The organism is Micromonospora globispora, assembly GCF_003857015.1.
GTDB classification, from domain to species: domain Bacteria; phylum Actinomycetota; class Actinomycetes; order Mycobacteriales; family Micromonosporaceae; genus Micromonospora; species Micromonospora globispora.
In genome coordinates, this window is the sequence record NZ_QGGF01000218.1 from 1 (window position 1) to 22,859 (window position 22,859).

Sequence of the window (22,859 nt, forward strand, 5' to 3'; positions counted from 1 at the left end):
GTCACCAACCTGCTCAACCCGAAGATCGCGATCCTGTACGTGTCGCTGCTGCCGCAGATCATCGACCCGGCGGTGAGCACGATCAGCGCGTTGACGGTCAGCGCGATGACGATCTGGGTCAGGCCGAGCAGCAGGCTCTGCACCGCCACATGACCGCGCGCCGGGTCGATGAACTGCGGCAGCAGCGACACGTACAGGATCGCGATCTTCGGGTTGAGCAGGTTGGTGACCAGGCCCATGGTGAACAGCCGCCGCGGCCGGTCCGGCGGCAGCGGGGCCGGGGTGAACGCCGACCGGCCGCCGGGGCGCAGCGTCCGCCAGGCCAGCCACAGCAGGTACGCCGCGCCGGCCAGCTTCACCGCCGCGTACAGCGGGGGCACCAGCACGAAAACGGTGGCGATGCCGGCGACCGCCGCGGCCAGGTAGACCAGGAAGCCGGCCGCCACGCCGAGCAGCGAGATCAGGCCCGCCCGACGGCCCTGGGTGACCGACCGGGACACCAGGTAGACCATGTTCGGACCCGGTGTGAGCACCAGCCCCAACGCGACCAGACCGATCCCCACCAGCGCGCCGACCGTGACCATTGACGACCCCCGTCATCCGTCGTTTCCGCTACGACCCTACGCCGCGGCGGCGGCCCGCCATCTCCCCCGTCTGGTCCTCCCGCCAGGTGCGCAACAGCAGGCTCACCCACGTCCGGTACGGCCGCCACCCGTCGCTGATCCGGCTCAGCGTGTCGTCGTCGACCTCCTCGTCGAGGCGGTAGGCCGCGCGGACGGCCTGGCGCAGCCGCGGCTCGTGCCGGGGCACCACGTCCGGGGCGCCGGCCCCGCGGAGCAGGATCAGCTCGGCGGAGAAGGGACCTATCCCCGGCAGGGTGGACAGTTCACGCAGCGCCTCCGGCGGAGGCAGCGCCCGCAGCCGGGCCGCGTCGAGCCGGCCGTCCAGCGCCGCCGCCGCCAGCCCGCACAGCCATTCCGGTTTCCGCCCGCCCAGCCCGCCGAGGCTGGTCAGCGCGTCTACGCCGCGCAGCAGCTCGGCCGGGCCGGGGAAGGCGGTGACCGGTCCGTCGGGCAGCGCCACCGGGGTGCCGAGCCGTTCGGTGAGCCGGGCCTTGACCGTGGCGGCCTGGGTGATCCGAATGCGGTGGCTGATCACCGCCCAGCAGGCCGCCTCGTAGGGGCTAACAACTGCTCGGCATTCTATGGTCAAACCTAGTCATGTTTGGCCGTCTATTGTGGTCGGGTGAGGCTTTCGGAGTGGGCCCGCCGGCAGGGGGTGAGCTATCAGACCGCTTAGCGGTGGGTGAAGGACGGCAAGATGCCCGTCCCGGTCCGCCAGGCACCCTCCGGAACATGGATCGTGACGGAACCCGCGAGCATCGAAGGCCGCGTTATCGTGTACTGCCGCGTCTCCTCCGCCGACCAGGAAGCCGACCTGGACCGTCAGCGATGCGGGTTGTGGGAGGCGCGAACGCGCGGGGTCTCGCTGTCGGTGAGATCGTGAAGGAGATCGGCTCCGGACTCACCGGCGAGCGGCGCGAGCTGCACGGGGTCCTGGCTGACCTGACCGCTACGGCGATCGTGGTTGAGCACCGGGATCGGCTTGCCCGGTTCGGTGTCGAACACCTGGAATCCGCGCTGTCCGCGACCGGGCGGCGCCTGGTTGTCCTGAACTCGGAGGAAACCACCAGCGACCTGGTTCGGGACATGATTGAGGTGCTGACCTCGATGTGCGCCCGGCTGTACGGGCAGCGGGCGGCGAAGAGTCCTGCGGCCCGTGCCGTGGCCCTGGCGACCGGCGAGGTCGCCGAGTGAAGAGGTTTCAGCCGCGGCCCGGTTTTGTCGTGCAGGCTTACCGATTCGCGCTCGATCCAGGCGGGCGCCAGGAGAAGGCGCTTCGGTCGCACTGCGGCGCCGCGCGGGCCGCCTACAACTGGGCCGTGTCGTGGGTGTCGGCGTCCTGGTGGCAACGCAAGGCAGAGGCCTCCTACGGCGTTGCGGAGAAGGAGTTGACGCCGTGGCGGCCGTGGTCACTGCCCGCGCTGCGTAAGGAGTTCAACCAGGCCAAGAAGACCGACTCGCGTTTCGCCGACTGGTGGCAGGAGAACTCCAAGGAGGCATACAACACCGGCCTGGCGGGGGCGGCAGCCGCGTTCGACAACTACGCCAAGTCCAAGCGCGGGCAGCGCAAAGGCCAGCGGATGGGCGTTCCTCGCCGCAAGTCGAAGCACCGGGCGCGCATGTCCTGCCGGTTCACCACCGGCACCATCCGCCTCGAGCCTGACCGCCGCCACGTAACCCTGCCCCGGCTCGGCGTGATCCGCACTCACGAGTCCACGCGCAAGCTTGAACGCCGCGTGGCGAACGGAACCGCCCGCATCCTGTCGGCCACCGTGACGTTCGAGCGGGGCCGGTGGTTCTGCTCGTTGCAGGTCGAGGTCAACAAGAACGAGCGCGCTGCCGCCCGGCCCGGCGTTGTCGTGGGCGTGGACCTCGGCGTCAAGTGCCTCGCCGTGATGGCCGACTCGGCGGGTGAGGTCCGGTACGTGCCGAACCCGGCGCACTACGACACTGCGCTGACGACACTCAAGCGAATGTCTCGCAGGGTCTCCCGCCGCCAGGGGCCGGATCGCCGCACCGGGCAGAAGCCGTCGAAGCGGTGGCTGATCGCGAACGCCGAACGGAACCGCGCCCACCACCGGGTGGCGAACCTGCGACAGGACGGCTTGCACAAGCTCACCACCGCCATCACCGCCGAGTACGGCACGGTGGTGGTGGAAGATCTCAACGTCGCCGGGATGCTGCGTAACCGTCGGCTGGCCCGCAAAGTCGCCGACGCCGGGTTCGGCGAGATTCGGCGGCAGATCACCTACAAGACCGGCTGGACCGGCGGCGTGACCGTCGCAACTGACCGCTGGTATCCGTCCTCGAAGAACTGTTCGGGCTGCGGCGCGGCGAAAGCCAAGCTGCCGCTGCACGTCCGAACCTACATCTGCCAAACCTGCGGCCTCATCCTCGACCGGGATGAGAACGCTGCTCGTAACCTCGCCGCACTCGCGGCGCACAGCACCACTGGTACCGGAGTGGCCGGAGACCAGGACGCGCAAGCGTCGAAACCGCGTGGAGCCGACCAGAAGACCCGCGCCACCCGCCCCAGCCCCAAGGGCCGGGGCGGGGCGGGCAGGTGGCGCAACCCTGCCGCAGCAGCGACAGCAGGAAACGCGAGACCGTCATCAGGACACCGAAGCTCTCACGCTTCGGTGACACCGTCACGGACCTTCCGGATGGAAACACCCGGAATGCTGACATTCCACTAGAAGATCAGCAACGGACCAGAACGTCACCGGGCAGGCCCGGCCGGGGAAGCGGCGCTGCAGCCCGCCGACGACCGAGTCGCGCTCGCCCACCTCGGCGAAGCCGGAACCGTCCACGTCGAGGGGGAGGATGCGGCGCAGTTGCGCACGGACGCCGTCCCGATCCGGTGGGGTGCCGGGCGAGTGCACCTGGGCGTGGACCACGCCGGCGGCGTCCTGGCGCACCCGCGCCCCGACCGGCGTCCACCGGCCGTCGAGGGGGAACGCGAGCCGCAGCACCGGCTGCCCGCCGCCGGCGTACCGGGCCGGGGTGAAACCTTCCAGGAAGCGGATGCTGGCGGCGAGGGAGAACGGCCCGGGCGGGGTGAGCGTGAGGGTCATCGGTGTCGAGGTCATCAGGGCAGGTGTACCAGCCGGCACCGACATCCTGGAGGTCCTCGCCAGGACGGCCGTGGCGGGCGACACTACCGGGATGTCCATCGTGCTATGCGCCGCGCCCACCCCCTCCGCGTCCGGTCTGCTGCTGCGGCCGTGGCGCGACGACGACGTCGACGCGCTGCTGGATGCGTACCGGGATCCGGTGCTGCGCAGCTGGACCCGGTACCCCGTGACGACGAGGGTCGAGGCGATCGCGTTCCTGCGGCGCAGCCGGCAGGGCTGGGCGGCGGACCGCCGGTTCAGTTTCGCGGTGCTGGAGGCGTCGCCGGACGGGGAGCGACTGGTCGCCAACGTGGTGCTCAAGGACGTCACGCCGGGCCGCCCGTACGCGGAGGTGGGCTACTGGACGGCGGCGCCCGCGCGGGGGCGCGGGGTGGCGCCGCGCGCGGTGACTGCGGTCAGCGACTGGGCGTTCGCCCGGTTCGCCGCGAGCGGGCTGACCCGACTGGAGCTGCTGCACCAGGTGGACAACCCGGCGTCCTGCCGCGTCGCCGAGAAGAGCGGGTACGTCTTCCAGGAGGTGCTGGCTGCCCGGCCGCCTTTTCCCCGTGACGGGCACCGGCACGTCCGCTGGCGCCCCTAGCGGTACGCCCGATGTCCTGGGCGCAGGTGACCGGTAGCGGACTGGGGGCACCCGCGGCGCGGGGGAGCGGGTTACCGTGTCCTGGACCGTGGTTGTCCTGGTCGTCAATCTCCTGATGACCCTGGTGGTGGGCCTGCTCCACGCCGCCCTGGACGCGAGGATCCGCTATGGGTGATCCGAGTACCGCATCGATCGTCTCGACGCCCCCTGCCACCATGCCGACCGAGGCCGGTTCGGGTGCTCCGACCAACGCCGGCCTGCCGGAGAGCGCCCGGAGGGACCAGCCGCGGGGCCTGCTCGGTGACGCCTGGCGGGACTTGCGCCGCAAGCCGCTGTTCTGGATCTCCGCCGCGTTCATCGTGGTCTTCGTGCTGATGGCCGCGTTCCCGTCCCTGTTCACCTCCGGTGACCCGGTCAACGGCTCCCTGTCGCGCAGCCGGATGGAACCGTCGGCGCACGCCTGGTTCGGCTACGACGTGCAGGGCCGGGACGTCTACGCCCGGACGATCTACGGGGCTCGCGCCTCCATTGTGGTGGCGCTGCTCTCCTGACCACCTTCAACGGCGCCGGCACGGACAACAACGAGTGGCAGATCATGGGCCTGGTGATCATGTCCCTGGTCGTCCTCATGTGGCCGGTCGTGATGCGGCTGATGCGCTCCTCCGTGCTCGCCACCAAGGAGGCCGACTACATCCTCGCGGCCCGGGCGCTGGGCGCCGGCAGCGGCCGGATCATCCTCAAGCACCTGCTGCCGAACTGCCTGGCGCCGCTGCTGGTCTACGGGACGATCATGGTCGGTTCGTTCATCGGCGCCGAGGCCACGCTGTCCTTCCTGGGCATCGGGCTGAAGACCCCCGTCGTCTCCTGGGGCATCATGATCAGCGAGGCGCAGAACTACATCCGGGTCTCGCCCTTCCTGCTCTTCTTCCCCGCCGCGTTCCTCGTCACCGCCGTGCTCAGCTTCGTCATGCTCGGCGAGGCGGTCCGCGAAGCCCTCGACCCGAAACTCCGCTGAGCGGGATCGTCCGGGCGCTGACCCGCTCACCATCCCGCGAGGAAGAACACCGCCGCGGCGACGAGCCCGACCTCCACGAGGAGGACGAAGAGCCGGTCGCTGATCCGCCCGACGATCCGGCGGCCCACCCAGGCCCCGGCCAGCGTCGCTGGGGTCAGCGCCGCCCCGAGCAGCACGACGTCCCGGGTGAGCAGACCGGCGGCGGCGTAGCCGGCGGTCTTCGACAGGTGCAGGGTGAGCGCGGCGGCCGCCTCGGTGCCCACGTAAGCGGCCCGGGTCAAGCCAGCGGCCAGGAAGAACGGGGCGGTCAGCGGGCCGACCGAGCCGAGCAGCGCCGAGCCCAGCCCGGACGCGGCGCCGACCGCCACGAAGGTGCGGTCGGTGGGCCGGCCCGGCCGACGGGCCAGGTGCCGCCAGGCCACCACCGCGAGCAGGAAGACCCCGAGCAGGCGCTTCAGCGCCGCCAGCGGGGCGTGCGCCAGCAGCAGCGCGCCGGCCACCGCGAAGGGCACCGCGCCGACGGCGAACCGGGCGGCCAGGGGCCAGCGCAGCTCCCGCCGGTTCAGCCACACCCGGCCGCCGTTGCTGGACAGCTGGGTGAGCGTCAGCACGGGCACGGCGACCCGCAGCCCGAACAGCGCGGTGAAGACCGGCAGCAGCAGCACCCCGCCGCCGAAGCCGGTCACCGCCGACAGCACGGCCAGCAGGAAGGCCGCGGCCGAGGCGGCGAGGAGCGCGCCCACCGGGCGTCAGCGGTCGGCCGGTGCGCCGCTGGTCGGGCCGGTGGTGGTGCCGGGGCCGAGCAGGCGCAGCAGCAGGCGTGGCTCGCCCGGCCAGGCGGCGAGCAGCACCTCGCGGGGTACCTGCCGGCCGGCGTAGCGCAGCGCGAGGGCGACCACGACGATGTCGTCGAGCGGGCCGATCACCGGCAGGAACTCGGGGATGAGGTCGATCGGGCTGGCCAGCCACAGCCCGGCGAAGACGATGGCGATCTTGGCGCGGCGGGGCACCCGGGGGTCCTTGCGCAGCCGCCGCACCGTGGTCAGACAGTCGGGGATGAACGCCGCCAGATCGCGCAGGACGCCCGGCGGCAGCCGCCGGGCCAGCAGCACCATTAGCGCCCAGCTGGCGATCAGGCAGGCCAGCGCCACACCGAGGCCGATGAGCCAGTCGCGCACGCGGGTCGCCCTTCGTTCGGGTACGGGCCGTCAGGCCCCACGCAGGAATGTACGCCGGGACGCCGCCAGCCGCTCGGCGCCGTACGGGGCCGGGGAATGCCCCGCCGAGGTCACGCGCTGAACCCCACCGCGACCAGCGGATACGGTGGGATGCGGGAGGTGGCACGTGATGCACGGCTGGGAGGCGGCGGTCGAGGCGCAGATCCGCTCGGCCCAGGAGCGGGGCGAGTTCGACAACCTGCCCGGCGCGGGCAAGCCGATCCCCGGGCGCGATCTGCCGTACGACGAGTCGTGGTGGATCAAGAGCTTCCTGGAGCGGGAGGCCCTCCCCAGCGACCTGCTGCTGCCCACGCCGCTGCAGCTGCGCCGCAAGATCGAGCAGCTCCCGGACGAGGTTCGGGACCTGCCCACCGAGGATTCGGTACGGGCGCTCGTCGCTGCCCTCAACGCGGAGATCATGGCGTGGCTGCGTACGCCGACCGGACCGCGGGTGGTGGTCCGCCCGGTCAACGCCGACGACACCGTACGCCGGTGGCGCGCCGACCGGGAGCGGGCCGCCCGGGAACGCGTCGGGGCGTCGGCGGTCGCCGAGTCCGGACCGATCCCGCCGAGGGCCCGCCGGCGGCGCTGGCGTCTGCCGTGGCGGCGCCGCTGAGCTGAGGTCCGGGGTCTCAGTCGATGGCCGCTCGCCAGGCCCAGGAGGTACGGCGTGGCCGGTCACCGAGTGCGGCGCGGCCGGTCATCCAGAGCAGCACCTCCGGTGCGTTCCCGGCCGGGGCGTCGGGGAACAGCCGGCGCAGCACCCCGGAGCTGAGCCGCGCGGGCGGCCGCCAGGGCAGGCCCAGTCCCCGGGTGATGTCGTAGGTGTGCAGCACGGTTTCGGCGACGCCCATGGCGGCGAATCCGCCCGGGTTGCAGGGACCCCAGTGCCAGGCGCGCAGCCGCGGGTCGGCCGTGTCGACCGCTGCGCAGAGCAGTCCAGCGCTGGCGGTCACCACAGTGAGCACGTCCGCGGGGGAGGCGTCCTCCCGAACGCGGAGGTCGAAGGGCAGGTAGCGGTCGGTGGGCGTGGCGCTCACCTGGCCGGCGTAGGCGAGCAGGTCGTGCGCGACGTGCGCGGCGGTCGCCCAGCAGGACCACTCCAGGTCGCCCGCGCGCACCGACCAGTCCCGATCCGTAGCGGGCCCCAGCACCCGCACCATCTCGTCCACCGCCGCCCGCACGTCGGCTCCGGTCATCCCCGTCATGCCGCCGACCCTGCCAGCAATCCCGCCAAGCGTCGACCCGGCAGATTCCGGGATAACCATTACCGGTAATCCACTAATTGGCTCGGGTCATATCGGGCAAACCGTCGCTGCATCATAATGACAGTTCTTGTGCGTAAGGGATCAGGATGGTGTACCGCGATCATTGGTCCCGGATGGCCGAGCCGCCGACCGTTGAGCGCCCTCTCGAACGTCCCGGCATCTGCCACTGCTGGCCTTCGTACTCGTCTTGTTGTTCGACCAGCGCGTCTCTCACATCGCGGTGCTCGCCCACGCGGCGTTGACGATCGACGACGACGGCCGGGTGAGCCTGGCCTTGTCCGGCACGCCGGTCCGGTTACGTGAACCTCTCGCAGGTCTCGCGCTCGAGGTCGCCGACGACGCCGCGGCGCGCGGCTCGGCGTGGTTGTTCCCCAGCAGCCAGGGCAACCGACCGCTGTCACCGGACCGGCTTCGCGAACGTGTCGCCGCGCTCGGGCTGCGCCGGGTACTTCTGACCCGCAACGGCGCCGTCGGTGTCCTCGCCACCCAACTGCCTCCGGCGCTGCTGGCCGACCAGATCCCGATCGCCGAGGCGGCCGAGGGCAGCGCCGGGTGGGTGGCGTCGCACGGCTGCGGGCAGCCGTCCTGGACGGTCGCCGCGGAGTCGCAGATTGTTGATGCCGGCGATGGCGGCCCAGCGGATGAGAGCTTCGGAGACGGCCGGGTGGCGTTCGTAGTCGCGGGCCACGGCGGCAGACGGTGAGCCAGGCCAGGGTGCGTTCCGCGACCCAGCGGCGTGGGTGAACGGCGAAGCCGCGCTGGTCGGCGGGTTTGCGGACGATCTCCAGCGTGGTGCGCAGGGTGTCGCGGGTCCAGTCGATGCGCATGTTTGCGCGGGTCATATGCGCGCTTTCACGAACCGTGCCGATCCGGGCATGGTCCGATTGTCCGCACCCGCCTCCGTCCCTACACTGCGGATTCACTGGCAGCCAGAGTCAGAGACAGCAGTTTTTCGTTCCGACCGGCCGCCTTTACAACGAAATCAGTACCCTCGGCCGCTACTCCTCCTGCATGTCATTGTGCCCTCCCTCGCAAGGAGTCGCGAAACATGGCAAGAACCCCCCTTGCCCGAATGCTTCGGCGCATCGCCGCGGAGCACCGGATCGCCGCCGAAGTTCACATCACTCCTGAACAGGTTCAGCTCAGTCGACTACACCGGGGGCAACGTGGCGGCGGCGTTCAATCCGACCGCGCCTTTCCTCACCGCCTCCTCCGCTCAGGTGCGCGGCTACGCCCAGACCTTCCTCGGCCAGTTGGAGCCGGTCCTGCCCGGCGTCGCCGGCCAGTGGAACGGCAAGGCAACCATGTCGGCGTGGCACACCAACCCCTACGCCTGGGGTGCCTACTCCTACTGGCCCAACGGGTACCCGCACCGCTACGCCGGCTATGAAGCCGTGCGGCAAGGCAACGTGCACGTCGCTGGCGAACACTGCTCAATCGACTATCAGGGCTACATGGAAGGTGGCGCCCAGGAAGGGCAACGCGCGGCGCGCGAGGTTCTCACCGATCTGGGCATCAAGTAGCGGCGCACGAGCTGCGTGACCGGGTGGTCTTTCCGGCAGCGGGGGCAAATCGATGAGTGTAGGCGGTGGTTGCTCGCTGAGCTTCCACCACGTCTCGCCGCACGCGGCCTGACCAGGTAAGACATCGCGCCATGGGTGGCGATGCATCCGCAGAACGGGCTGTTGACGTTTGTTAGGCAGCCGAATTAGATCAGCGAACCACTCACACCGACGAAGGGATCTCAAATGAATGAGGTGGTGGCAACGGTGCCATCCGCGACAGGTAGCGATGACGCGCGATTGGAGAGCCTGGGTTACCGGCCGCAGTTGAGTCGAGTCCTAGGATTCTTTTCCAATTTCGCCGTCGCATTCACCTACCTGTCGCCTATGGTCGGAATCTACTCGCTCTTCGTCCTCGGTGTCGGAACCGGCGGACCGGCGTACGTCTGGTTGACCTGGGTGCCCGTCATCGGCATGCTCTTCGTCGCCCTGGTCTTCGGCGAGTTGGCCAGCCACTACCCGGTAGCCGGAGCCTTGTACCAGTACAGCAAGTTCTCCGTAGGCCCCAAGTACGGCTGGTTCGTTGGTTGGTTCTACGGGATCGCGTTGCTCATCACGGTCGCCGCTGTCGACACGGGCGTGGTCTCCTACGTCACCGCGTTGACGAACAACTGGTTCGGTTGGAACCTTGACCCGACCGACCACCTGACGATCTTGGTCATCACGGTGATCCTGCTGGCCATCCAGACGACGCTGAACATCACCGGCGCCAAGGTTATGGGCCGGGTGGCCCAGTTCGGCGTATACGTCGAGATCCTGGGCACGGTCGGCATCGCGGTCATCCTCGGGATCCACGGCTTCCACCATGGGCTTGACTTCCTGTTCACGACACAGAATGTCCAGAGCGCTTCCAGTAACCCACTCGGGCTGGATTTCGGTGGCCAGTGGCTCACCGGCGCGGCGCTGATCGCGGTGCTCGCCCCCGTCTACATCTTCTATGGCTTCGAATCGGCCGGCGACATCTCCGAAGAGACCAAGGATGCCGGACGGCAGGTGCCACGGTCCATGCGTCACGCGCTCATCTGGGGGGGCGTTTCGTCGTTCATCCTCATCGCGGCGCTGCTCCTGGCCATGCCGACGAGCGATCCTGTGGGACAGACGGTAAAGGGCGGCGGAGTGCCCTTCATTCTTGGGCAGCTCGGCAGTGGGTTGCAGGACTTCCTGCTCATTCTGATCATCTTCGCGTTCTTCTCATGCGGGACGTCCGTGCAGGGCGCTGGGAGCAGGCTCGCCTTCTCCTATGCGCGAGACGGTGCGCTGCCGGGTTCCGCGTGGGTGGCCCGGGTCAACTCTCGATTCAAGACTCCGACCAACGCGTTGCTGGCGGGTGCGGCGGTCACGGTGCTCTTCGTCCTGCTGGTGTTCTACTCGCCGGACCACGATATCAAGCTGGGCTTCATCACCTACCCCGCGAACATCAACGCGTTGGTGTCCCTCGTATCGTTCGGCGTGAGCGGCATCTACCTCTCGTTCCTGCTGACCGCGATCGCGTCCGTGCTGGCGCGCGCCCGGGGCTGGGTGCCGGAGGGCAGGTTCCGGCTCGGTCGGTGGGGCTGGACGGTGAGCGTGATCGCGGTGGTCTACCTCGGGTTGATGCTGCTCAATGTCGTGGCTCCGACCGGCTTGGCGAGCCCGCGCGGCTACTTCAACCTCGACTGGATCACGTTGCTCGTCATGGCGGTGGTCGCGCTCGTCGGGGCGATCTACTTCGTGATCGCGCGACCCGACCGCGGCGTCGGTCGGCACCTGCACGACGAACTCGAGCCCACCGCTGCGGAGCGCGTCTCATAACGGCCGTCAGGAGGGGATGCCCGCGTTACCACGCGGGCGTCCCCTCCGTATCGGACCATTCGCGACGAGGCGCAGTGTGAAACGAGTACCGACCAGGCCACCCGTCCACGCTGGCGCCGGAAACAACCTGTTATCTCGCCGGCTGCTTCGCTGAGCGGCGCCGGATCCCGCCGTGGAGGTGTACGCGGTCGTCGACATCGCGGACGGGCTGGGCCCGGTTAGAACCCACTGACATCGCCGTGAGAATCAAGCACTGACAGATTGACGAGAAATCTCAGAGCCGCTGACCGTTGAGCGCCCTCTCGATGTCCCCGCTTCTGCCACTCAATGTCAGTGGAAGTGATGGAGGGTGAGCCTGGTCGGAGCCGTGACTCCCTGGCGATCATTCCTTGTGCCGCGCGTCCAGGTGTACGCGGAGCGCCGCAGCGATCTCGCCGGCCGCGCGGAGCTGTTCCGGCGTGAGCGCGTCGACGAAGAGCTCACGGATCGCGCGCAGGTGCGGGACGGTGGACCCGCGGAACGCCTCGGCCCCGGTCGGCGTGAGGTGGACCTCCGCCCCTCGGGGATCGGTTGCGCACTCCTGGCGGCGGATGAGCCCGCGCCGCTCCATCCGGCCGAGGTGGTGAGAGAGCCGGCTGCGCTCCCAGCCGATGTGCGTCGCGAGTTCCGAGGAGCGCAGCTGCTGGTCCTGCGCCTCGCTGAGGGCGAGCAGGACGGCGTAGTCGCCGGGCGAGAGCGAGGACTCGACCTGGAGGCGCGACGCGAGCCGGGACCTGAGTGCGTCCGTCGTCTCGATGAAGTCCCGCCAGATCCGTAGCTCCTCGGCGGTCGGCAGTTGACGCCCTCTCCGCCGGTTGGGTGTGGCCCTCGTCATCTTCCTCTCCCGATTGACATGTCAATTTGCAGGCTAGCATGTTTGACATGTCAATCGTCCGGAGCGGCCCGCCGGGGCGGGGTCGCCCACCTGGGAACGCACGTGAGGAGGAGACGGTGACAGCGGAAGGCTTCGAACTGGGGCTCAATTCGTTCGGCGAGGTAGCCGGGGACGGCGACCGGATCCTGAGCGACGCGGAGACCCTGCGGCTGCTCGTCGACGAGGCGCGGCTCGCGGAGTCGGTCGGGCTCGACGTGTTCAGCGTGGGCGAGCACTACCGGGAGGGCCACACCGACTCGGCGGCGCCGGTGCTGCTCGCAGCGATCGCGACGGCAACCGACCGCATCCGGCTCGGCACCTCGGTCACGGTGCTCAGCACGAACGACCCGGTACGGCTGTACCACGAGTTCGCGACCCTCGACGCGGTCTCGAACGGCCGGGCCCAGATCGTCCTCGGCCGCGCGTCGGCGACCGAGTCGTTCCCCCTGTTCGGTTACGACCTGGGGGACTACGAGCGGTTGTTCGAGGAGAAACTCGACCTCTTCGTACGGCTCCAGCGGGACGAGCCGGTCACCTGGTCGGGCACGGTTCGGAGCCCTCTGGTCGCGCAGCGGCTGCATCCGCGGATGCGCCCGGAAGGCATCCCGACCTGGATCGGCGTCGGCGGGAGCCCGAACTCGGTGATCCGCGCCGCCCGCTACGGACTCCCGCTCATGCTCGCGATCATCGGCGGACGCCCGCAGCGGTTCGCCGGCCACGTCGACCTCTACCTCCGGGCGCTCGAACAGGCCGGGCACCCCGTACAGCCGATCGGGCAGCACTCGCTCGGCCTCGTCGCGGACACCGACGAGGAGGCGGTGGAGACCTGGTGGCGGTACTGGCAGCCGGTCGTCGCGCAGCTCGCCGAGGAACGCGGGTTCTACAAGCCGGACCGCCGACGCTACGAGGCCGAGATCGACCACGGGGCGCTGTTCGTCGGATCACCCGAGACGGTCGCGCGGAAGATCGCCTCGGTGGCCCGGGATCTGCGGCTGAGCCGCTTCGACCTGAAGTACGACATCATGCACCTGCCCCGCGAGGCACGCGCACGCACGATCGAGCTGCTGGGCAGCGAGGTCGCCCCGCGTGTCCGGGAGCTGCTGGCGAAGGAGCCCACCCATGTCTGACCTCGTGTTCGGCCTCGACACCTTCGGCGACGTACCGGAGGACGACTCCGGCAAGCCCGTGTCCTATGCCGCGGCGATCCGGCAGGTCGTCGACGAGGCGGTGCTGGCCGACGATCTCGGCGTCGACGTCATCGCCCTCGGCGAGCACCACCGGCCGGAGTACTCGGTGTCGACGCCCGAAACCGTGCTGGCGGGGATCGCCACCCGTACCTCTCGCATCCGGCTCGCCTCCGGCGTGACCGTGCTGAGCTCGGACGACCCGGTCAGGGTGTTCCAGCGTTTCGCGACGGTGGACGCGCTGTCGAACGGCCGGGCCGAGGTCATCCTCGGTCGCGGCTCGTTCACCGAGTCCTTCCCCTTGTTCGGCTACGACCTGCGCGACTACGACGTGCTGTTCGAGGAGAAGATCGACCTGTTCGCGAAGCTGCTGGACGAGAAGCCGGTCACGTGGAGCGGCAGCGTCCGTGCACCGCTCGAGCACGCCGACGTCTTCCCGAAGACCGAATCGGGGCGCCTCAGCACCTGGGTGGGCGTCGGCGGCTCGCCGCAGTCGGTCGTGCGTACCGCCCACTACGGTTTCCCGCTCATGCTCGCCATCATCGGCGGCGCTCCCGAGCGTTTCGCGCCCTACATCGACCTGTATCGCCGGGCGGCCGAGCAGTTCGGCACGACCGCGCACCCGGTCGGGATGCACTCGCCGGGATTCATCGCCGACACCGACGAGGAGGCGAAGGAACTGTTCTGGCCGCACTACCGCGTCATGCGGGACCGGATCGGCGCGCTGCGGGGCTGGCCGCCCATCCGTCGCGAGGAGTTCGACGCCGAGGTGGCGCACGGTTCCATCTACATCGGCTCTCCCGAGACCGTGGCCCGTCGCATGGCCCGCGCGATCCGCAGCCTGGGCGTCGGCCGGTTCGACCTCATCTACACCGCCGGCGCGCAGCCGGTGAGCGCCCGGATGCGCGCCGTGGAACTGTACGCCACCCGGGTGATCCCCCTGGTCCGCGACATCCTGGCCAGCTGACCGTGCGCACGGACGCCCCCGTCGGCACCCGGAAGGAAGACATGAACGACAGCGCCCGCAACGGGCTACAGACCCTCGCCATCCTCGGTGCCGGCAAGGTGGGCACCGTGCTCGCTCGGCTCGCCCTCGCCGCCGGCTACCGGGTGCTCATCGCCGGTTCCGGTGACCCGGCGAGAATCGCCCTCACCGTCGAGGTGCTCACGCCCGGAGCGGTCGCCACCACCGCGGCCGACGCCGTGGCCGGCGCCGACGTCGTCATCCTCGCCCTCCCGCTCGGCAAGTATCGCAGCGTTCCCGGCGAGGCGTTGCGGGGCAAGCTCGTCGTCGACGCCATGAACTACTGGTGGGAGGTCGACGGCATCCGCGACGACCTCACCGACCCGCGCACCTCGTCGAGCGAGACCGTGCAGGCTTTCCTGCCCGGTTCCCGCGTCGTCAAGGCGTTCAACCACATGGGATACCACGATCTCGAGGACGAGGCGCGACCGAACGGTGTAGCCGGTCGCAGGGCCATCGCGATCGCCGGTGACGACGCCGCCGATCTCGCCGTCGTCGCGTTCCTTGTGGACCGTCTCGGCTTCGATCCGGTCGTCGCGGGTCCCCTCGTCGAGGGCGTGCGGCTCGAACCGGGCAGCGAGTTGTTCGGCGCCAACGTGAGCGCCGACGAGGTGCGTGCCATGCTCGCCCGCTTCCCAGAGTCGGAACGCGGGCGGACCGTCGCCCACGCGCGAGCCGGGCGGCGGGAGGCGGCCTGACCCGTCCCCGGGGCGGACGGTCCCTCACCTCGGCCACAGGCCTTCAGGGACCATCGGCTGGTCCAGGTGGATGGTAGAGATCGGGACGTCCCGATCAGACGCGCAGGGCGTCCTTGCCCCCGACGACGGGAAGCATCAGGCGCTGCCGTTCCAGTACACGGTGACCTGGCTGCCCACCGCGGCCGCGTCGCGCGCCGGGCGGTTTCGACCTCGGTTCGCGTTGTAGTTGCCGGTGATGACAACACCGAAACCGGTGCCCGGCCCAGGATGATGTGCTCGGCCGCACCGAGATCCCAGGACATCGTGCGTGGCCGAGGAGAGTACTGACGAAACCAGGTCATATTCACTGACACTTCACCCGGGCCGGGACGGCAACGCCTTTCAGGCTATTGCGCCGGGAGGTATCGAGCGGGATCGTCTTTCCATTGACCTGCGGCTGCCGCTGAGGGCGGCAGGTGCCGGTTGTCGCCCTGGCGCGCACCGACGCTCGCCACGACGGAATGGAGAGCCACCATGCCGGTCAGCAGGAGAGCGGTACTCGCGGGGATGCTCGGCGGCGCGGCCCTCGGCTTCGACCCGTTCCCGTCCCGGCGGGCGTCCGCGCTGCCCGCACCGTCGATCGCCGGCACCACTCTGGAGCACACCGTCGTGCGCGGGACACCGGGCGCGGGCGGCTACGCCACACTGCGGCTCGCCGAGGGTGAGCCGTTCCTCGTCCGCGCCGACCTGGGCGGCATCCCGCGCCAGCGGGCGGGGATGAGCGGCCGGGTGCTGACCTGCTTCGCCCACCTGACCGACGTGCACGTGCTGGACGCACAGTCGCCGGGGCGGTTCGAGTTCTTCGACCAGTACGGCAACCTGCCCGGCCTGGACGACCTGAGCAGCGCGTACCGGCCGCAGGAGCTGCTCAGCGCCCAGGTGGGCGACGCCATGATCCGGCAGGTGCGCCGGGTACACGCAGGCCCGTCCACCGGCGCTCCGGTGCGGTTCGCGGTCGTCACCGGCGACAACACCGACAACTGCCAGCACAACGAGCTGCGCTGGTACATCGACCTGCTCGACGGTGGGACGATCCGGCCCGACTCCGGCGACCCGACGCGGTACGAGGGCGTGGCGGACGACGTCGCGCCGGACCCGTACTACTGGCACCCGGAGACGGGCTTCGGCCAGGCGACCTCGTTCCACGGGTTCCCGGTGGTGCCGGGCCTGCTGGACTCCGCGCGCGCCCCGTTCCAGGCGGCCGGGATCGGCCTGCCCTGGTACGCCGTCTACGGCAACCACGACGGGCTGGTCCAGGGCAACGTGCCGGCTTCGGCGCTGCTGCGACAACTGGCCACCGGGCCGCTGAAGCTGACCAGCCTGCCACCCTCGATCCTCGCGGCGCCGATCCCGGCGCAGATCCAGTTCATCGTCGGGCTGCTCGCCCAGGACCCGGCCGCGGTGGCGTTGATGCTCTCCTCCGGCGGGCGCCGCTTCGTCACCCCCGACCCCGACCGGCGGATCGTGGACCGGCCCACCACTGTGGCCGAACACTTCGTCACCACCGGCACGCCGACGGGACACGGTTTCACCCCGACGAACGTCGCCGACGCCACCGCCTACTACACCTTCGACCAGGGCCGGGTGCGCGGCATCGTCCTGGACACGGTGAACAGCGCCGGCGGGCCGAACGGCTCGATCGACCCGACCCAGTACGCCTGGCTGGAGCGGCAACTGCAGGCGGCGAGCAGCCGCTGGCTGTCCCCGTCGGGCGAGGTGGTCAGCCGGCGCGGCCGGCCGGACAAGTACGTGGCGATCTTCAGCCACCACACGATCGGCAGCATGGACAACGTACCGGCCGGCAGTGACCGGATCGGCGGGGAAGAGGTGCGCGCGTTGCTGCTGCGCTACCCCAACGTCATCCTCTGGGTCAACGGGCACACCCACCGCAACCAGGTACTGCCGCACGCGCGCCCGGCCGGTACGCCGGTCGGCGGCGGCTTCTGGGAGGTCAACACCGCGGCCCACATCGACTGGCCCGAGCAGTCCCGGATCATCGAGCTGGTCGACAACCTCGACGGCACGCTCTCCGCGTTCTGCACCATCATCGACCACGCCGGCCCGGCCACCCGGGGCGGCCTCTCGGACAGCGTCGCCCTGGCTGCGGTCTCCCGGGAGCTGTCGGCCAACGACTGGCAGGGCCACGGCGACGCCCGGCGGGGTTCGCTGGCCGACCGCAACGTCGAGCTGATCATCCCGTCGCCGCTGGCGGCGCAGGCGAGCTCGGCCGTGGCCGGCGAGGCGCTCTCGGCGGCGATGGGCTAGCTCTCGGGAACCGGCACGGCCCGGCCGTGGCGAGCGCGAGCCTCGGCGACCTGGGCGGCCTGTCGTTCGCGCCAGCGTTGCTGGGCGTCGCGGTTGCAGATCCGGCAGACCGTGCGGTAGCGGCCGGTGCCGGGATCGACCTCGCGGTCGTGCCCGTTGCGGCACCGCGGGCGCTGGGTCCGGCCGCGGCAGGTCTCGGCGCGACTGGTCTGCCGCAGGTGGGCGGGCTCGATGCAGTCCGGCACCCCGCACACCTGCTGCACATCCAGTGCGGGGTCGTAGTCGCCGACGAAGACCACGAACGCGGCGATGTGCGCCCACGCTCGTCCGGCGAGCTTCTGGCGTACGCCCCGCTGGTCGCCGTAGCCCCGCACGATCAGGCAGCCGTCGTCCCGGCGTACCGCCCGGTCCAGCAGATAGGTCCGCAGGGTCTCGGCGGTGAAGTGGCGGGACAGGCCCTTTACCTGCGACAGCACGCCGTCAGGGTACGTGGGCGGCGGCCTCGCCCAGAGCCAGGCCGCCGCCGCACCGCTGACCTCACCGCTCGGTACGGTCCTCGATCTCGGTGCCGGACTCGCCGGGCAGCGCACCGACCGCCTCCTGACCGGCCCGGCCTCCGGTGCTCTCGTCACCGAGGTCGAGGCTGCTGCGCGGCAGTCCCTCCACCCCGGAAGCCGTGCCGGTGCCGTCCGGTGGGCCGGCGATGCGGGAGTCCCCGGTACGGCCCCGCGTCACACCGCGGCGGTCGATGCTGCCGTGGGCGGTCTCACCCGGCATGTGATCGGCTCGGGACTTCGCCACGCGGTCGATGTCGTCGCTCATGTCGCCTCCCCTGGTGGCTGTCGAACTGGTCGTCGGGGCCGCTCAGCGGTCCGTGCCCGAACGCTCGGGCATCGGCGTGGCGGTCCGCCGCGCCGCCGTCTGGGCGGCCGGGCCGCCGGCCGACTCGCGTCGCCCGACTCCCCGTCCGTGGTATACGCCCTCGTCCGTGCCGGGATCGCCCGGATCGGCCAGGCTGGTGTCGATCGGCCCGGCCGCCGGTTCCGACAGGCCGGCCCGGCGCAGCGCCGTCACCAGCTCGTCGTGCCCCATCCGGTCGCTGTCCGGAATCCCGGCGGCGTACGCGATCGCGCGCAGCGTCACCAGGTCCTGATCCGCGAAAGATTCGGCCATGCGGCTGGCTTCCCGGGGCGCGGCACCGGAAACCTGCCACGCCGGCTCGCTGCGCTGTGCCGTCGGAACGATCAGCTGGGAGCGGGCCCGGTCGAGTCGCGTACCACCAGCGTGTTGCCGATCGGCTGAGCGCCGCGTCTAGCTCCGGGCCAGTTGCCGGCAAGCTGAGCGGCAGGACGAGTCACCACCGAGGCCGAGCTGGACGGCCTGGTAGCGGCCACTGTCTGTAGCCCGTGGGGCGTGTTAGCGTCCCGGCCGTGACGCAATCGCGCGAGCTGAACGGCCGGGAGTCCGACGGGGAGTCCGACGGAGACGAGACGTTCCAGCGCTCCGGCATCTGGCGGACGCTCGGCTACCGTCGGCTCGGCTGGAGTCAGGGCAGCGCAACCGTCGAGTGGCGCGCATCGGAGGACTACTGCTTCCCCACCGCCGGCGGGCCGGTGGTGCAGGGTGGCCTCGTGACCGCGCTGCTCGACGCCGCCATGGGTGGCGCCTGCTGGACCACCCTCGGCGCTGACGAGGTCTTCCTCACCGCGGACCTGCGCGTCGAGTTCCTGCGCAGCACCCGCCCCGGGGTGCTGCGCGCCACCGGTGAGGTGGTACGCCGTACCCGCCGGGTCGTCTTCTGCGCGGCCCAGTTGGTCGACGCGGACGGCACCCTCCTCGCCACCAGCCGATGCACCCAGATCGTGCTGCCGGGGCAGGGGCCGGCGGGACGCGGCATCCCGTCCGAAGTCGACTCCGGCCCGCCGCAGGACGCCCGCGGCTGACTCACCCGGGCGGGGCCCGGTGTCGCCGGGGCGTCAGGTCCGGGCGCCGCCGAGTCCCAGCAGGACGGCGAGCCCGAGGGCGCTGCGCGGGGCGTACGGGATCCGCCACAGTCCACCGTGCGCCGCGCCGTACGCCTCCTCCTGCCATGGGTGCGGCAGCGGCGGGGTGCCCGTCCGCAGGTCGTGCACCAGCAGCGCGGCCATCAACGTGTTGCTGGTGGCCGGGTCGAAGACCTCGATGCCGAACCGGTGCGCGCCGGCGTACGCGGCCGCCAGGGCCCGGTTGCGCAGCACCGAGCGGGTACGCGTCGGCGGCGCCACCTTGAACGACACGGTCGACCCGGCGTCCCGGGCCACCGTCGCCCGCCAGCGCTGCAGCCGCTTCGCCAGGGCGTAGTTCGGTCCCTGCTGCGGTACCAGGCTGTCGTTGATGCCGGGGTCGGCGCCCGGCGGGTAGTTGCGGTGCAGCAGGCGCCCGCCGGAGAGCAGCCGCAGCGACCGGCGGGCGAGGCCGCGCGCCGCGTAACCCCGCTCGGCGTGCTGCACGGCCTCGCCGGGGACGCCGAACACGTCGGTGGGGGTGGCGAGGAACGCCAGCGCCACGTCGTCGCGGCGCTGCTGCAGGTGGCGGGTGAGCGCGTCGACCGCCATCGCGACCCGCACGTTGGTCGCCCCGTCGGCGTAGACGTAGTTGCCGAGCACCAGTCGCCCGTCGACACCGAGCAGCCAGTCCGCGGCCTGGGGGAGGCGGTGCAGCAGGTCCGCACCCGCGCCGGCGGCGATGGCCTGGTCGTCGCCGGCGGCGCCGGGTCGGACCGGCAGGTGCAGCCGCCCGCCGTACCGGTGGGCGGTCCGCAGCAGGCGGCGCCAGATCTCCGGACGCGGCAGGTCGACCGCGACCACGTCCCCGCCCCAGCGCAGCAGCGACGGCAGCGGGCCCATCTCGGCGCCCGCCCCGAGCACGACGACGCGCTCGTCACTCAGGTCCAGCCAGTCCGGGTTCGCCATGACGGCGCGGACCGCCTCGGCGCAGGACGGCTCGATGACGCCGGCGGCGACCCAGGCGTCGAGCCGGCGGTGCAGGTCATCGCCGCGCAGCCGCTGTCCCCGGTACGGCAGCGACAGCTCCCGCTCCACCGCACCGCCACCGGTGACCGTCGCCGTGTCCAGCGGCTGGTCACCGCCCGGATCCGTGAAGACCTCGGCCAGACCGGTCTCCGCCCCGCCGTCGGAGATCACCCGCATCCGGGCGTGCAGGGAGGCGAGCCCGTCGCGGGCGATGGTCACCGCCGCGTCACGGGAGAGCAGGCCGGCCTCGACGAGCCGGCGGAAGTGCCCCAGGTACCCGTGGCGCCAGTTCGTCTCGTGCTCCGCGGAGCGCGCACCGACCGGGTCGACGGCCCGCAGCGCGTCGGCCACCACCGCGCGGCCGAGCGCCGTCGTGCTGCGCCCCGAGTCGGTCGTCGGGAACACCACCCCGGTCGGACCCTCCACGGCCACCGCCTCCCTCGTCCCAGTCACCCGCTGCCACTCTGCCGCATCCCGCCCCGACCTGCAGAACCGGTGCCGCCCGGCGTCCCCTGCGGCTCTGCGGCGACGGTGGCAGGATCGGCGGGGTCTGCTCGACGACCGGAAGGAAACCATGCGCTACCGCACCCTGGGCAACACCGGAACGGTGGTGTCGAACCTCTGTCTGGGCACGATGACCTTCGGCGCGGAGACCGACGAGGCGGGCAGCTTCGCCCAGCTCGACCGGTTCATCGAGGCCGGCGGCACCTTCATCGACACCGCCGACGTCTACTCCAAGGGCGTGTCCGAGGAGATCGTCGGTCGCTGGCTGCGCGACCGGCCCGGCATGCGGGACCGGGTGGTGATCGCCACCAAGGGGCGGTTCCCGATGGGCCCCGGCGCGAACGACGCCGGGCTGTCCCGGGTGCACCTCACCCGCGCGCTCGACGCCAGCCTGCGCCGACTCGGCGTGGAGGCCGTCGACCTGTACCAGGCCCACGCGTGGGATCCGCTGACGCCGCTGCCGGAAACCCTGCGATTCTTCGACGACGCGGTCCGGGCCGGCAAGATCCGCTACGCCGGGGTCAGCAACTTCACCGGCTGGCAGCTGCAGAAGGCCGCCCTGCTCAGCCAGCACCTCAACCTCACCCCGATCGTCACCCTGCAGCCGCAGTACAACCTGCTGGTCCGGGAGATCGAGTTCGAGATCGTGCCGGTCTGCGAGAACGAGGGGATCGGCATCCTGCCCTGGTCGCCGCTGGGCGGCGGCTGGCTGACCGGCAAGTACCGGCGGGACACCCCACCCACCGGGGCCACCCGCCTCGGCGAGAACCCGGACCGGGGTGTCGAGGCGTACGCCGGGCGCAACGCCCAGGAGCGCACCTGGCAGGTCATCGACGCGGTACGCCAGGTGGCGGAGAAGCGGGGCGTGTCGATGTCCGCGGTGGCCCTGGCCTGGCTGGCCGACCGGCCGGCGGTCACCTCGGTGATCCTCGGCGCCCGTACCACCGAGCAGCTCGACGACAACCTCACCGCCGCCGACCTGCTCCTTCACGCCGAGGAGACCCGACTGCTGGACGAGGCGAGCGCCCCGCTGGTGGCGGACTACCCGTACGGCGGACCGGGCGTGCAGCAACGCTCCCGCGAGCTGCCCGGCGGCTGAGGCGGCACCTGGCCGTCGGTGGCGAGGCGGGCGTGCAGGTGCATGTCGTGCCAGCCGTCGGCGTGGCGACCCTCGCCGCGTTTCGTGCCCTCCACCGGGAAACCGGCGCGCTGCGCCACCCGGCAGGACGGGGCGTTCGCCGTCGAGTGGCACAGCTCGACACGGTGCAGCCGCAGCGTCCCGAAGCACCAGCCGGCCACCGCGGTCAGGGCCCGCGGCGTGACGCGACGACCGCGGGCGCCCGGGAGCACCCAGTACGACACCTCGGCCAGACCGTCCGCGAGGGCGACCCGGCGCAGGCTGATCTGCCCGACGACGGACCCCGCCTCGAGCACCGCCCACCCGGCGCCGGTTTCGGCGCGCCACCGGACCGGCCAGGCGGCGATCCAGTCGGCGGCCTCGTCGTCGGTCATCGACCGGCAGTGCCAGCGCTGGATCGCGGGATCGGCGTACCCGGCCACCACCGCCGGACGATCCGCCGGCTGCCACGGCCGCAGCAGGAGACCGTCGGCCTGGAGGTCGGGCTGGGCGAGCGCGGCCATCGAGCCGGGCGGCACCGCGGGAGTGGCGAGCAACGGCACGAGCCGACTTTAGAGGGCGGTTCGGTCAGCGGCGTTTGGCGGAGGCGTAGGCGGGCGGTCGGGTCCGCTCGGCGTCGATGCCGATCTGCTGGGCGAAGCGTGGGTCGACGGCGACCAGCGGGCGCGGCCCGAACAGCGCCATCGCCGTCAACAGCTCCTCGGTGCCCCGCTCGCTCCACGCCGGTCGGCGTTCCGGCGCCAGGTCGGCGTGCGCACGCCGCTGCCGGCGCAGCACGCGGCGCGCTGCCGCCCCGGTCTCCGGCACCTCGCACAGCCACCAGCCGCCGAGCACGGTCGCCAGGCAGAACAGCAGGAGACCGACGACGGAAGCGGGCCCGCCCGCGGTACGTC

General features: G+C 71.3%; 26 protein-coding genes and 2 pseudogenes. 15 read left to right on the forward strand and 13 right to left on the reverse strand.

The window, feature by feature from the left end; translation table 11 throughout:
- Positions 1-584 (reverse strand): LysE family translocator (locus tag DKL51_RS08950; RefSeq protein ID WP_148097757.1); only part of this gene is annotated, 584 nt, incomplete at its 3' end.
- Positions 585-612: 28 nt separating this feature from the next.
- Entirely contained in the window at positions 613-1,158 is a 546-nt protein-coding gene (locus DKL51_RS08955) for a DNA-3-methyladenine glycosylase family protein (protein ID WP_109944445.1), read from the reverse strand.
- A gap of 147 nt (positions 1,159-1,305) precedes the next feature.
- On the opposite strand from DKL51_RS08955, the pseudogene DKL51_RS08960 reads away from it, so the two are divergent.
- Positions 1,306-1,817, forward strand: a pseudogene (locus DKL51_RS08960) (IS607 family transposase).
- On the forward strand, positions 1,814-3,319 hold the full coding sequence (gene tnpB / locus DKL51_RS08965; protein ID WP_207783818.1) for an IS607 family element RNA-guided endonuclease TnpB: 1,506 nt from the start codon (positions 1,814-1,816) through the stop codon (positions 3,317-3,319). The pseudogene DKL51_RS08960 and the gene tnpB overlap by 4 nt, the downstream one beginning before the upstream one ends.
- On the opposite strand, the gene DKL51_RS08970 is transcribed toward tnpB, so the two are convergent.
- A complete protein-coding gene (locus DKL51_RS08970; RefSeq protein ID WP_123827022.1) occupies positions 3,272-3,712 on the reverse strand; it encodes a hypothetical protein in 441 nt (146 codons plus the stop codon). The genes tnpB and DKL51_RS08970 overlap by 48 nt on opposite strands.
- Positions 3,713-3,788: 76 nt before the next feature.
- On the opposite strand from DKL51_RS08970, the gene DKL51_RS08975 reads away from it, so the two are divergent.
- The 3 genes from DKL51_RS08975 to DKL51_RS36225 all read left to right on the forward strand — a co-directional run bounded on the left by DKL51_RS08975 (position 3,789) and on the right by DKL51_RS36225 (position 5,352).
- Positions 3,789-4,337 carry a GNAT family N-acetyltransferase gene (locus tag DKL51_RS08975; RefSeq protein WP_109944451.1) on the forward strand — a complete coding sequence of 183 codons (549 nt, stop codon included), beginning with the start codon at positions 3,789-3,791 and terminating at the stop codon, positions 4,335-4,337.
- Between the two features lie 167 nt (positions 4,338-4,504).
- On the forward strand, positions 4,505-4,888 hold the full coding sequence (locus DKL51_RS36220) for a hypothetical protein (protein WP_243422351.1): 384 nt from the start codon (positions 4,505-4,507) through the stop codon (positions 4,886-4,888).
- A 44-nt stretch (positions 4,889-4,932) separates the two neighbouring features.
- Entirely contained in the window at positions 4,933-5,352 is a 420-nt protein-coding gene (locus DKL51_RS36225; RefSeq protein WP_243420846.1) for an ABC transporter permease, read from the forward strand.
- A gap of 26 nt (positions 5,353-5,378) precedes the next feature.
- Here the strand turns inward: DKL51_RS36225 and DKL51_RS08985 are convergent, their stop codons facing one another.
- Both DKL51_RS08985 and DKL51_RS08990 read right to left on the reverse strand, forming a co-directional pair.
- The gene (locus DKL51_RS08985; RefSeq protein ID WP_109944443.1) at positions 5,379-6,095 is read right to left on the reverse strand and encodes a sulfite exporter TauE/SafE family protein; all 717 of its coding nucleotides are present in this window, start codon (positions 6,093-6,095) and stop codon (positions 5,379-5,381) included.
- A 6-nt stretch (positions 6,096-6,101) separates the two neighbouring features.
- Positions 6,102-6,530: a YkvA family protein gene (locus DKL51_RS08990; RefSeq protein WP_109944442.1), complete on the reverse strand. Its 429-nt coding sequence runs from the start codon at positions 6,528-6,530 to the stop codon at positions 6,102-6,104.
- Positions 6,531-6,699: 169 nt separating this feature from the next.
- Between DKL51_RS08990 and DKL51_RS08995 the strand changes: the two genes are divergently transcribed.
- Entirely contained in the window at positions 6,700-7,185 is a 486-nt protein-coding gene (locus tag DKL51_RS08995; RefSeq protein WP_185734758.1) for a DnaJ family domain-containing protein, read from the forward strand.
- A 16-nt stretch (positions 7,186-7,201) separates the two neighbouring features.
- Here the strand turns inward: DKL51_RS08995 and DKL51_RS09000 are convergent, their stop codons facing one another.
- Complete coding sequence (locus tag DKL51_RS09000) at positions 7,202-7,768, reverse strand: maleylpyruvate isomerase N-terminal domain-containing protein (RefSeq protein ID WP_109944440.1); 567 nt, start codon at positions 7,766-7,768, stop codon at positions 7,202-7,204.
- 256 nt (positions 7,769-8,024) lie between these two features.
- On the opposite strand from DKL51_RS09000, the gene DKL51_RS09005 reads away from it, so the two are divergent.
- The 3 genes from DKL51_RS09005 to DKL51_RS09015 all read left to right on the forward strand — a co-directional run bounded on the left by DKL51_RS09005 (position 8,025) and on the right by DKL51_RS09015 (position 11,190).
- On the forward strand, positions 8,025-8,540 hold the full coding sequence (locus DKL51_RS09005) for a hypothetical protein (protein WP_109944439.1): 516 nt from the start codon (positions 8,025-8,027) through the stop codon (positions 8,538-8,540).
- A gap of 172 nt (positions 8,541-8,712) precedes the next feature.
- Entirely contained in the window at positions 8,713-9,360 is a 648-nt protein-coding gene (locus DKL51_RS09010; protein WP_260428438.1) for an FAD-dependent oxidoreductase, read from the forward strand.
- Positions 9,361-9,585: 225 nt separating this feature from the next.
- Positions 9,586-11,190: an APC family permease gene (locus DKL51_RS09015; protein WP_109944437.1), complete on the forward strand. Its 1,605-nt coding sequence runs from the start codon at positions 9,586-9,588 to the stop codon at positions 11,188-11,190.
- A 382-nt stretch (positions 11,191-11,572) separates the two neighbouring features.
- Here the strand turns inward: DKL51_RS09015 and DKL51_RS09020 are convergent, their stop codons facing one another.
- Complete coding sequence (locus DKL51_RS09020) at positions 11,573-12,064, reverse strand: MarR family winged helix-turn-helix transcriptional regulator (protein ID WP_124811948.1); 492 nt, start codon at positions 12,062-12,064, stop codon at positions 11,573-11,575.
- A gap of 116 nt (positions 12,065-12,180) precedes the next feature.
- Here DKL51_RS09020 and DKL51_RS09025 point away from each other — a divergent pair, with 116 nt between their 5' ends.
- The 4 genes from DKL51_RS09025 (at position 12,181) to DKL51_RS09040 (ending at position 17,313) form a co-directional block, all read left to right on the forward strand.
- On the forward strand, positions 12,181-13,230 hold the full coding sequence (locus DKL51_RS09025; protein ID WP_124811949.1) for an LLM class flavin-dependent oxidoreductase: 1,050 nt from the start codon (positions 12,181-12,183) through the stop codon (positions 13,228-13,230).
- Positions 13,223-14,254 (forward strand): LLM class flavin-dependent oxidoreductase, encoded by a 1,032-nt coding sequence (locus DKL51_RS09030; protein WP_109944434.1) that lies wholly within the window; start codon positions 13,223-13,225, stop codon positions 14,252-14,254. The genes DKL51_RS09025 and DKL51_RS09030 overlap by 8 nt, the downstream gene beginning before the upstream one ends.
- Before the next feature lie 41 nt (positions 14,255-14,295).
- A complete protein-coding gene (locus DKL51_RS09035; protein ID WP_109944450.1) occupies positions 14,296-15,009 on the forward strand; it encodes an NADPH-dependent F420 reductase in 714 nt (237 codons plus the stop codon).
- A gap of 513 nt (positions 15,010-15,522) precedes the next feature.
- Entirely contained in the window at positions 15,523-17,313 is a 1,791-nt protein-coding gene (locus DKL51_RS09040) for a TIGR03767 family metallophosphoesterase (protein ID WP_221623151.1), read from the forward strand.
- On the opposite strand, the gene DKL51_RS09045 is transcribed toward DKL51_RS09040, so the two are convergent.
- The 3 genes from DKL51_RS09045 to DKL51_RS09055 form a co-directional block, all read right to left on the reverse strand.
- Positions 17,310-17,789, reverse strand: coding sequence for an HNH endonuclease (locus DKL51_RS09045; RefSeq protein WP_109944432.1), 480 nt, complete (start codon positions 17,787-17,789; stop codon positions 17,310-17,312). The two genes, DKL51_RS09040 and DKL51_RS09045, sit on opposite strands and share 4 nt — an antisense overlap.
- A gap of 61 nt (positions 17,790-17,850) precedes the next feature.
- Positions 17,851-18,135 carry a hypothetical protein gene (locus DKL51_RS09050; RefSeq protein WP_109944431.1) on the reverse strand — a complete coding sequence of 95 codons (285 nt, stop codon included), beginning with the start codon at positions 18,133-18,135 and terminating at the stop codon, positions 17,851-17,853.
- Between the two features lie 42 nt (positions 18,136-18,177).
- Positions 18,178-18,486 (reverse strand): hypothetical protein, encoded by a 309-nt coding sequence (locus tag DKL51_RS09055; protein ID WP_109944430.1) that lies wholly within the window; start codon positions 18,484-18,486, stop codon positions 18,178-18,180.
- Between the two features lie 257 nt (positions 18,487-18,743).
- Between DKL51_RS09055 and DKL51_RS09060 the strand changes: the two genes are divergently transcribed.
- Positions 18,744-19,256 carry a PaaI family thioesterase gene (locus DKL51_RS09060; RefSeq protein WP_165823093.1) on the forward strand — a complete coding sequence of 171 codons (513 nt, stop codon included), beginning with the start codon at positions 18,744-18,746 and terminating at the stop codon, positions 19,254-19,256.
- A 33-nt stretch (positions 19,257-19,289) separates the two neighbouring features.
- On the opposite strand, the gene DKL51_RS09065 is transcribed toward DKL51_RS09060, so the two are convergent.
- Positions 19,290-20,777, reverse strand: coding sequence for a hypothetical protein (locus tag DKL51_RS09065; protein ID WP_243422350.1), 1,488 nt, complete (start codon positions 20,775-20,777; stop codon positions 19,290-19,292).
- A gap of 121 nt (positions 20,778-20,898) precedes the next feature.
- Here DKL51_RS09065 and DKL51_RS09070 point away from each other — a divergent pair, with 121 nt between their 5' ends.
- On the forward strand, positions 20,899-21,927 hold the full coding sequence (locus DKL51_RS09070) for an aldo/keto reductase (protein WP_109944428.1): 1,029 nt from the start codon (positions 20,899-20,901) through the stop codon (positions 21,925-21,927).
- Here DKL51_RS09070 and DKL51_RS09075 read toward each other — a convergent pair.
- Both DKL51_RS09075 and DKL51_RS09080 read right to left on the reverse strand, forming a co-directional pair.
- Positions 21,870-22,508 (reverse strand): GNAT family N-acetyltransferase, encoded by a 639-nt coding sequence (locus DKL51_RS09075; protein ID WP_243422349.1) that lies wholly within the window; start codon positions 22,506-22,508, stop codon positions 21,870-21,872. The genes DKL51_RS09070 and DKL51_RS09075 overlap by 58 nt on opposite strands.
- A gap of 25 nt (positions 22,509-22,533) precedes the next feature.
- Positions 22,534-22,859, reverse strand: a pseudogene (locus DKL51_RS09080) (TIGR04222 domain-containing membrane protein); the annotation flags it as partial.

Bases quoted from the DNA above. Each gene is read 5' to 3' on its own strand.
- DKL51_RS09040 (WP_221623151.1), top strand. From the start codon at position 15,523: ATGCCGGTCAGCAGGAGAGCGGTACTCGCGGGGATGCTCGGCGGCGCG.
- DKL51_RS09070 (WP_109944428.1), top strand. From the start codon at position 20,899: ATGCGCTACCGCACCCTGGGCAACACCGGAACGGTGGTGTCGAACCTC.
- DKL51_RS09015 (WP_109944437.1), top strand. From the start codon at position 9,586: ATGAATGAGGTGGTGGCAACGGTGCCATCCGCGACAGGTAGCGATGAC.
- DKL51_RS09055 (WP_109944430.1), bottom strand. From the start codon at position 18,486: ATGGCCGAATCTTTCGCGGATCAGGACCTGGTGACGCTGCGCGCGATC.
- DKL51_RS09050 (WP_109944431.1), bottom strand. From the start codon at position 18,135: ATGAGCGACGACATCGACCGCGTGGCGAAGTCCCGAGCCGATCACATG.
- DKL51_RS08995 (WP_185734758.1), top strand. From the start codon at position 6,700: ATGCACGGCTGGGAGGCGGCGGTCGAGGCGCAGATCCGCTCGGCCCAG.
- DKL51_RS09010 (WP_260428438.1), top strand. From the start codon at position 8,713: ATGGTCCGATTGTCCGCACCCGCCTCCGTCCCTACACTGCGGATTCAC.
- DKL51_RS08975 (WP_109944451.1), top strand. From the start codon at position 3,789: ATGTCCATCGTGCTATGCGCCGCGCCCACCCCCTCCGCGTCCGGTCTG.
- DKL51_RS09035 (WP_109944450.1), top strand. From the start codon at position 14,296: ATGAACGACAGCGCCCGCAACGGGCTACAGACCCTCGCCATCCTCGGT.
- DKL51_RS09000 (WP_109944440.1), bottom strand. From the start codon at position 7,768: ATGACCGGAGCCGACGTGCGGGCGGCGGTGGACGAGATGGTGCGGGTG.
- DKL51_RS09020 (WP_124811948.1), bottom strand. From the start codon at position 12,064: ATGACGAGGGCCACACCCAACCGGCGGAGAGGGCGTCAACTGCCGACC.
- DKL51_RS36220 (WP_243422351.1), top strand. From the start codon at position 4,505: ATGGGTGATCCGAGTACCGCATCGATCGTCTCGACGCCCCCTGCCACC.
- DKL51_RS09030 (WP_109944434.1), top strand. From the start codon at position 13,223: ATGTCTGACCTCGTGTTCGGCCTCGACACCTTCGGCGACGTACCGGAG.
- DKL51_RS36225 (WP_243420846.1), top strand. From the start codon at position 4,933: ATGGGCCTGGTGATCATGTCCCTGGTCGTCCTCATGTGGCCGGTCGTG.
- DKL51_RS08970 (WP_123827022.1), bottom strand. From the start codon at position 3,712: ATGACCTCGACACCGATGACCCTCACGCTCACCCCGCCCGGGCCGTTC.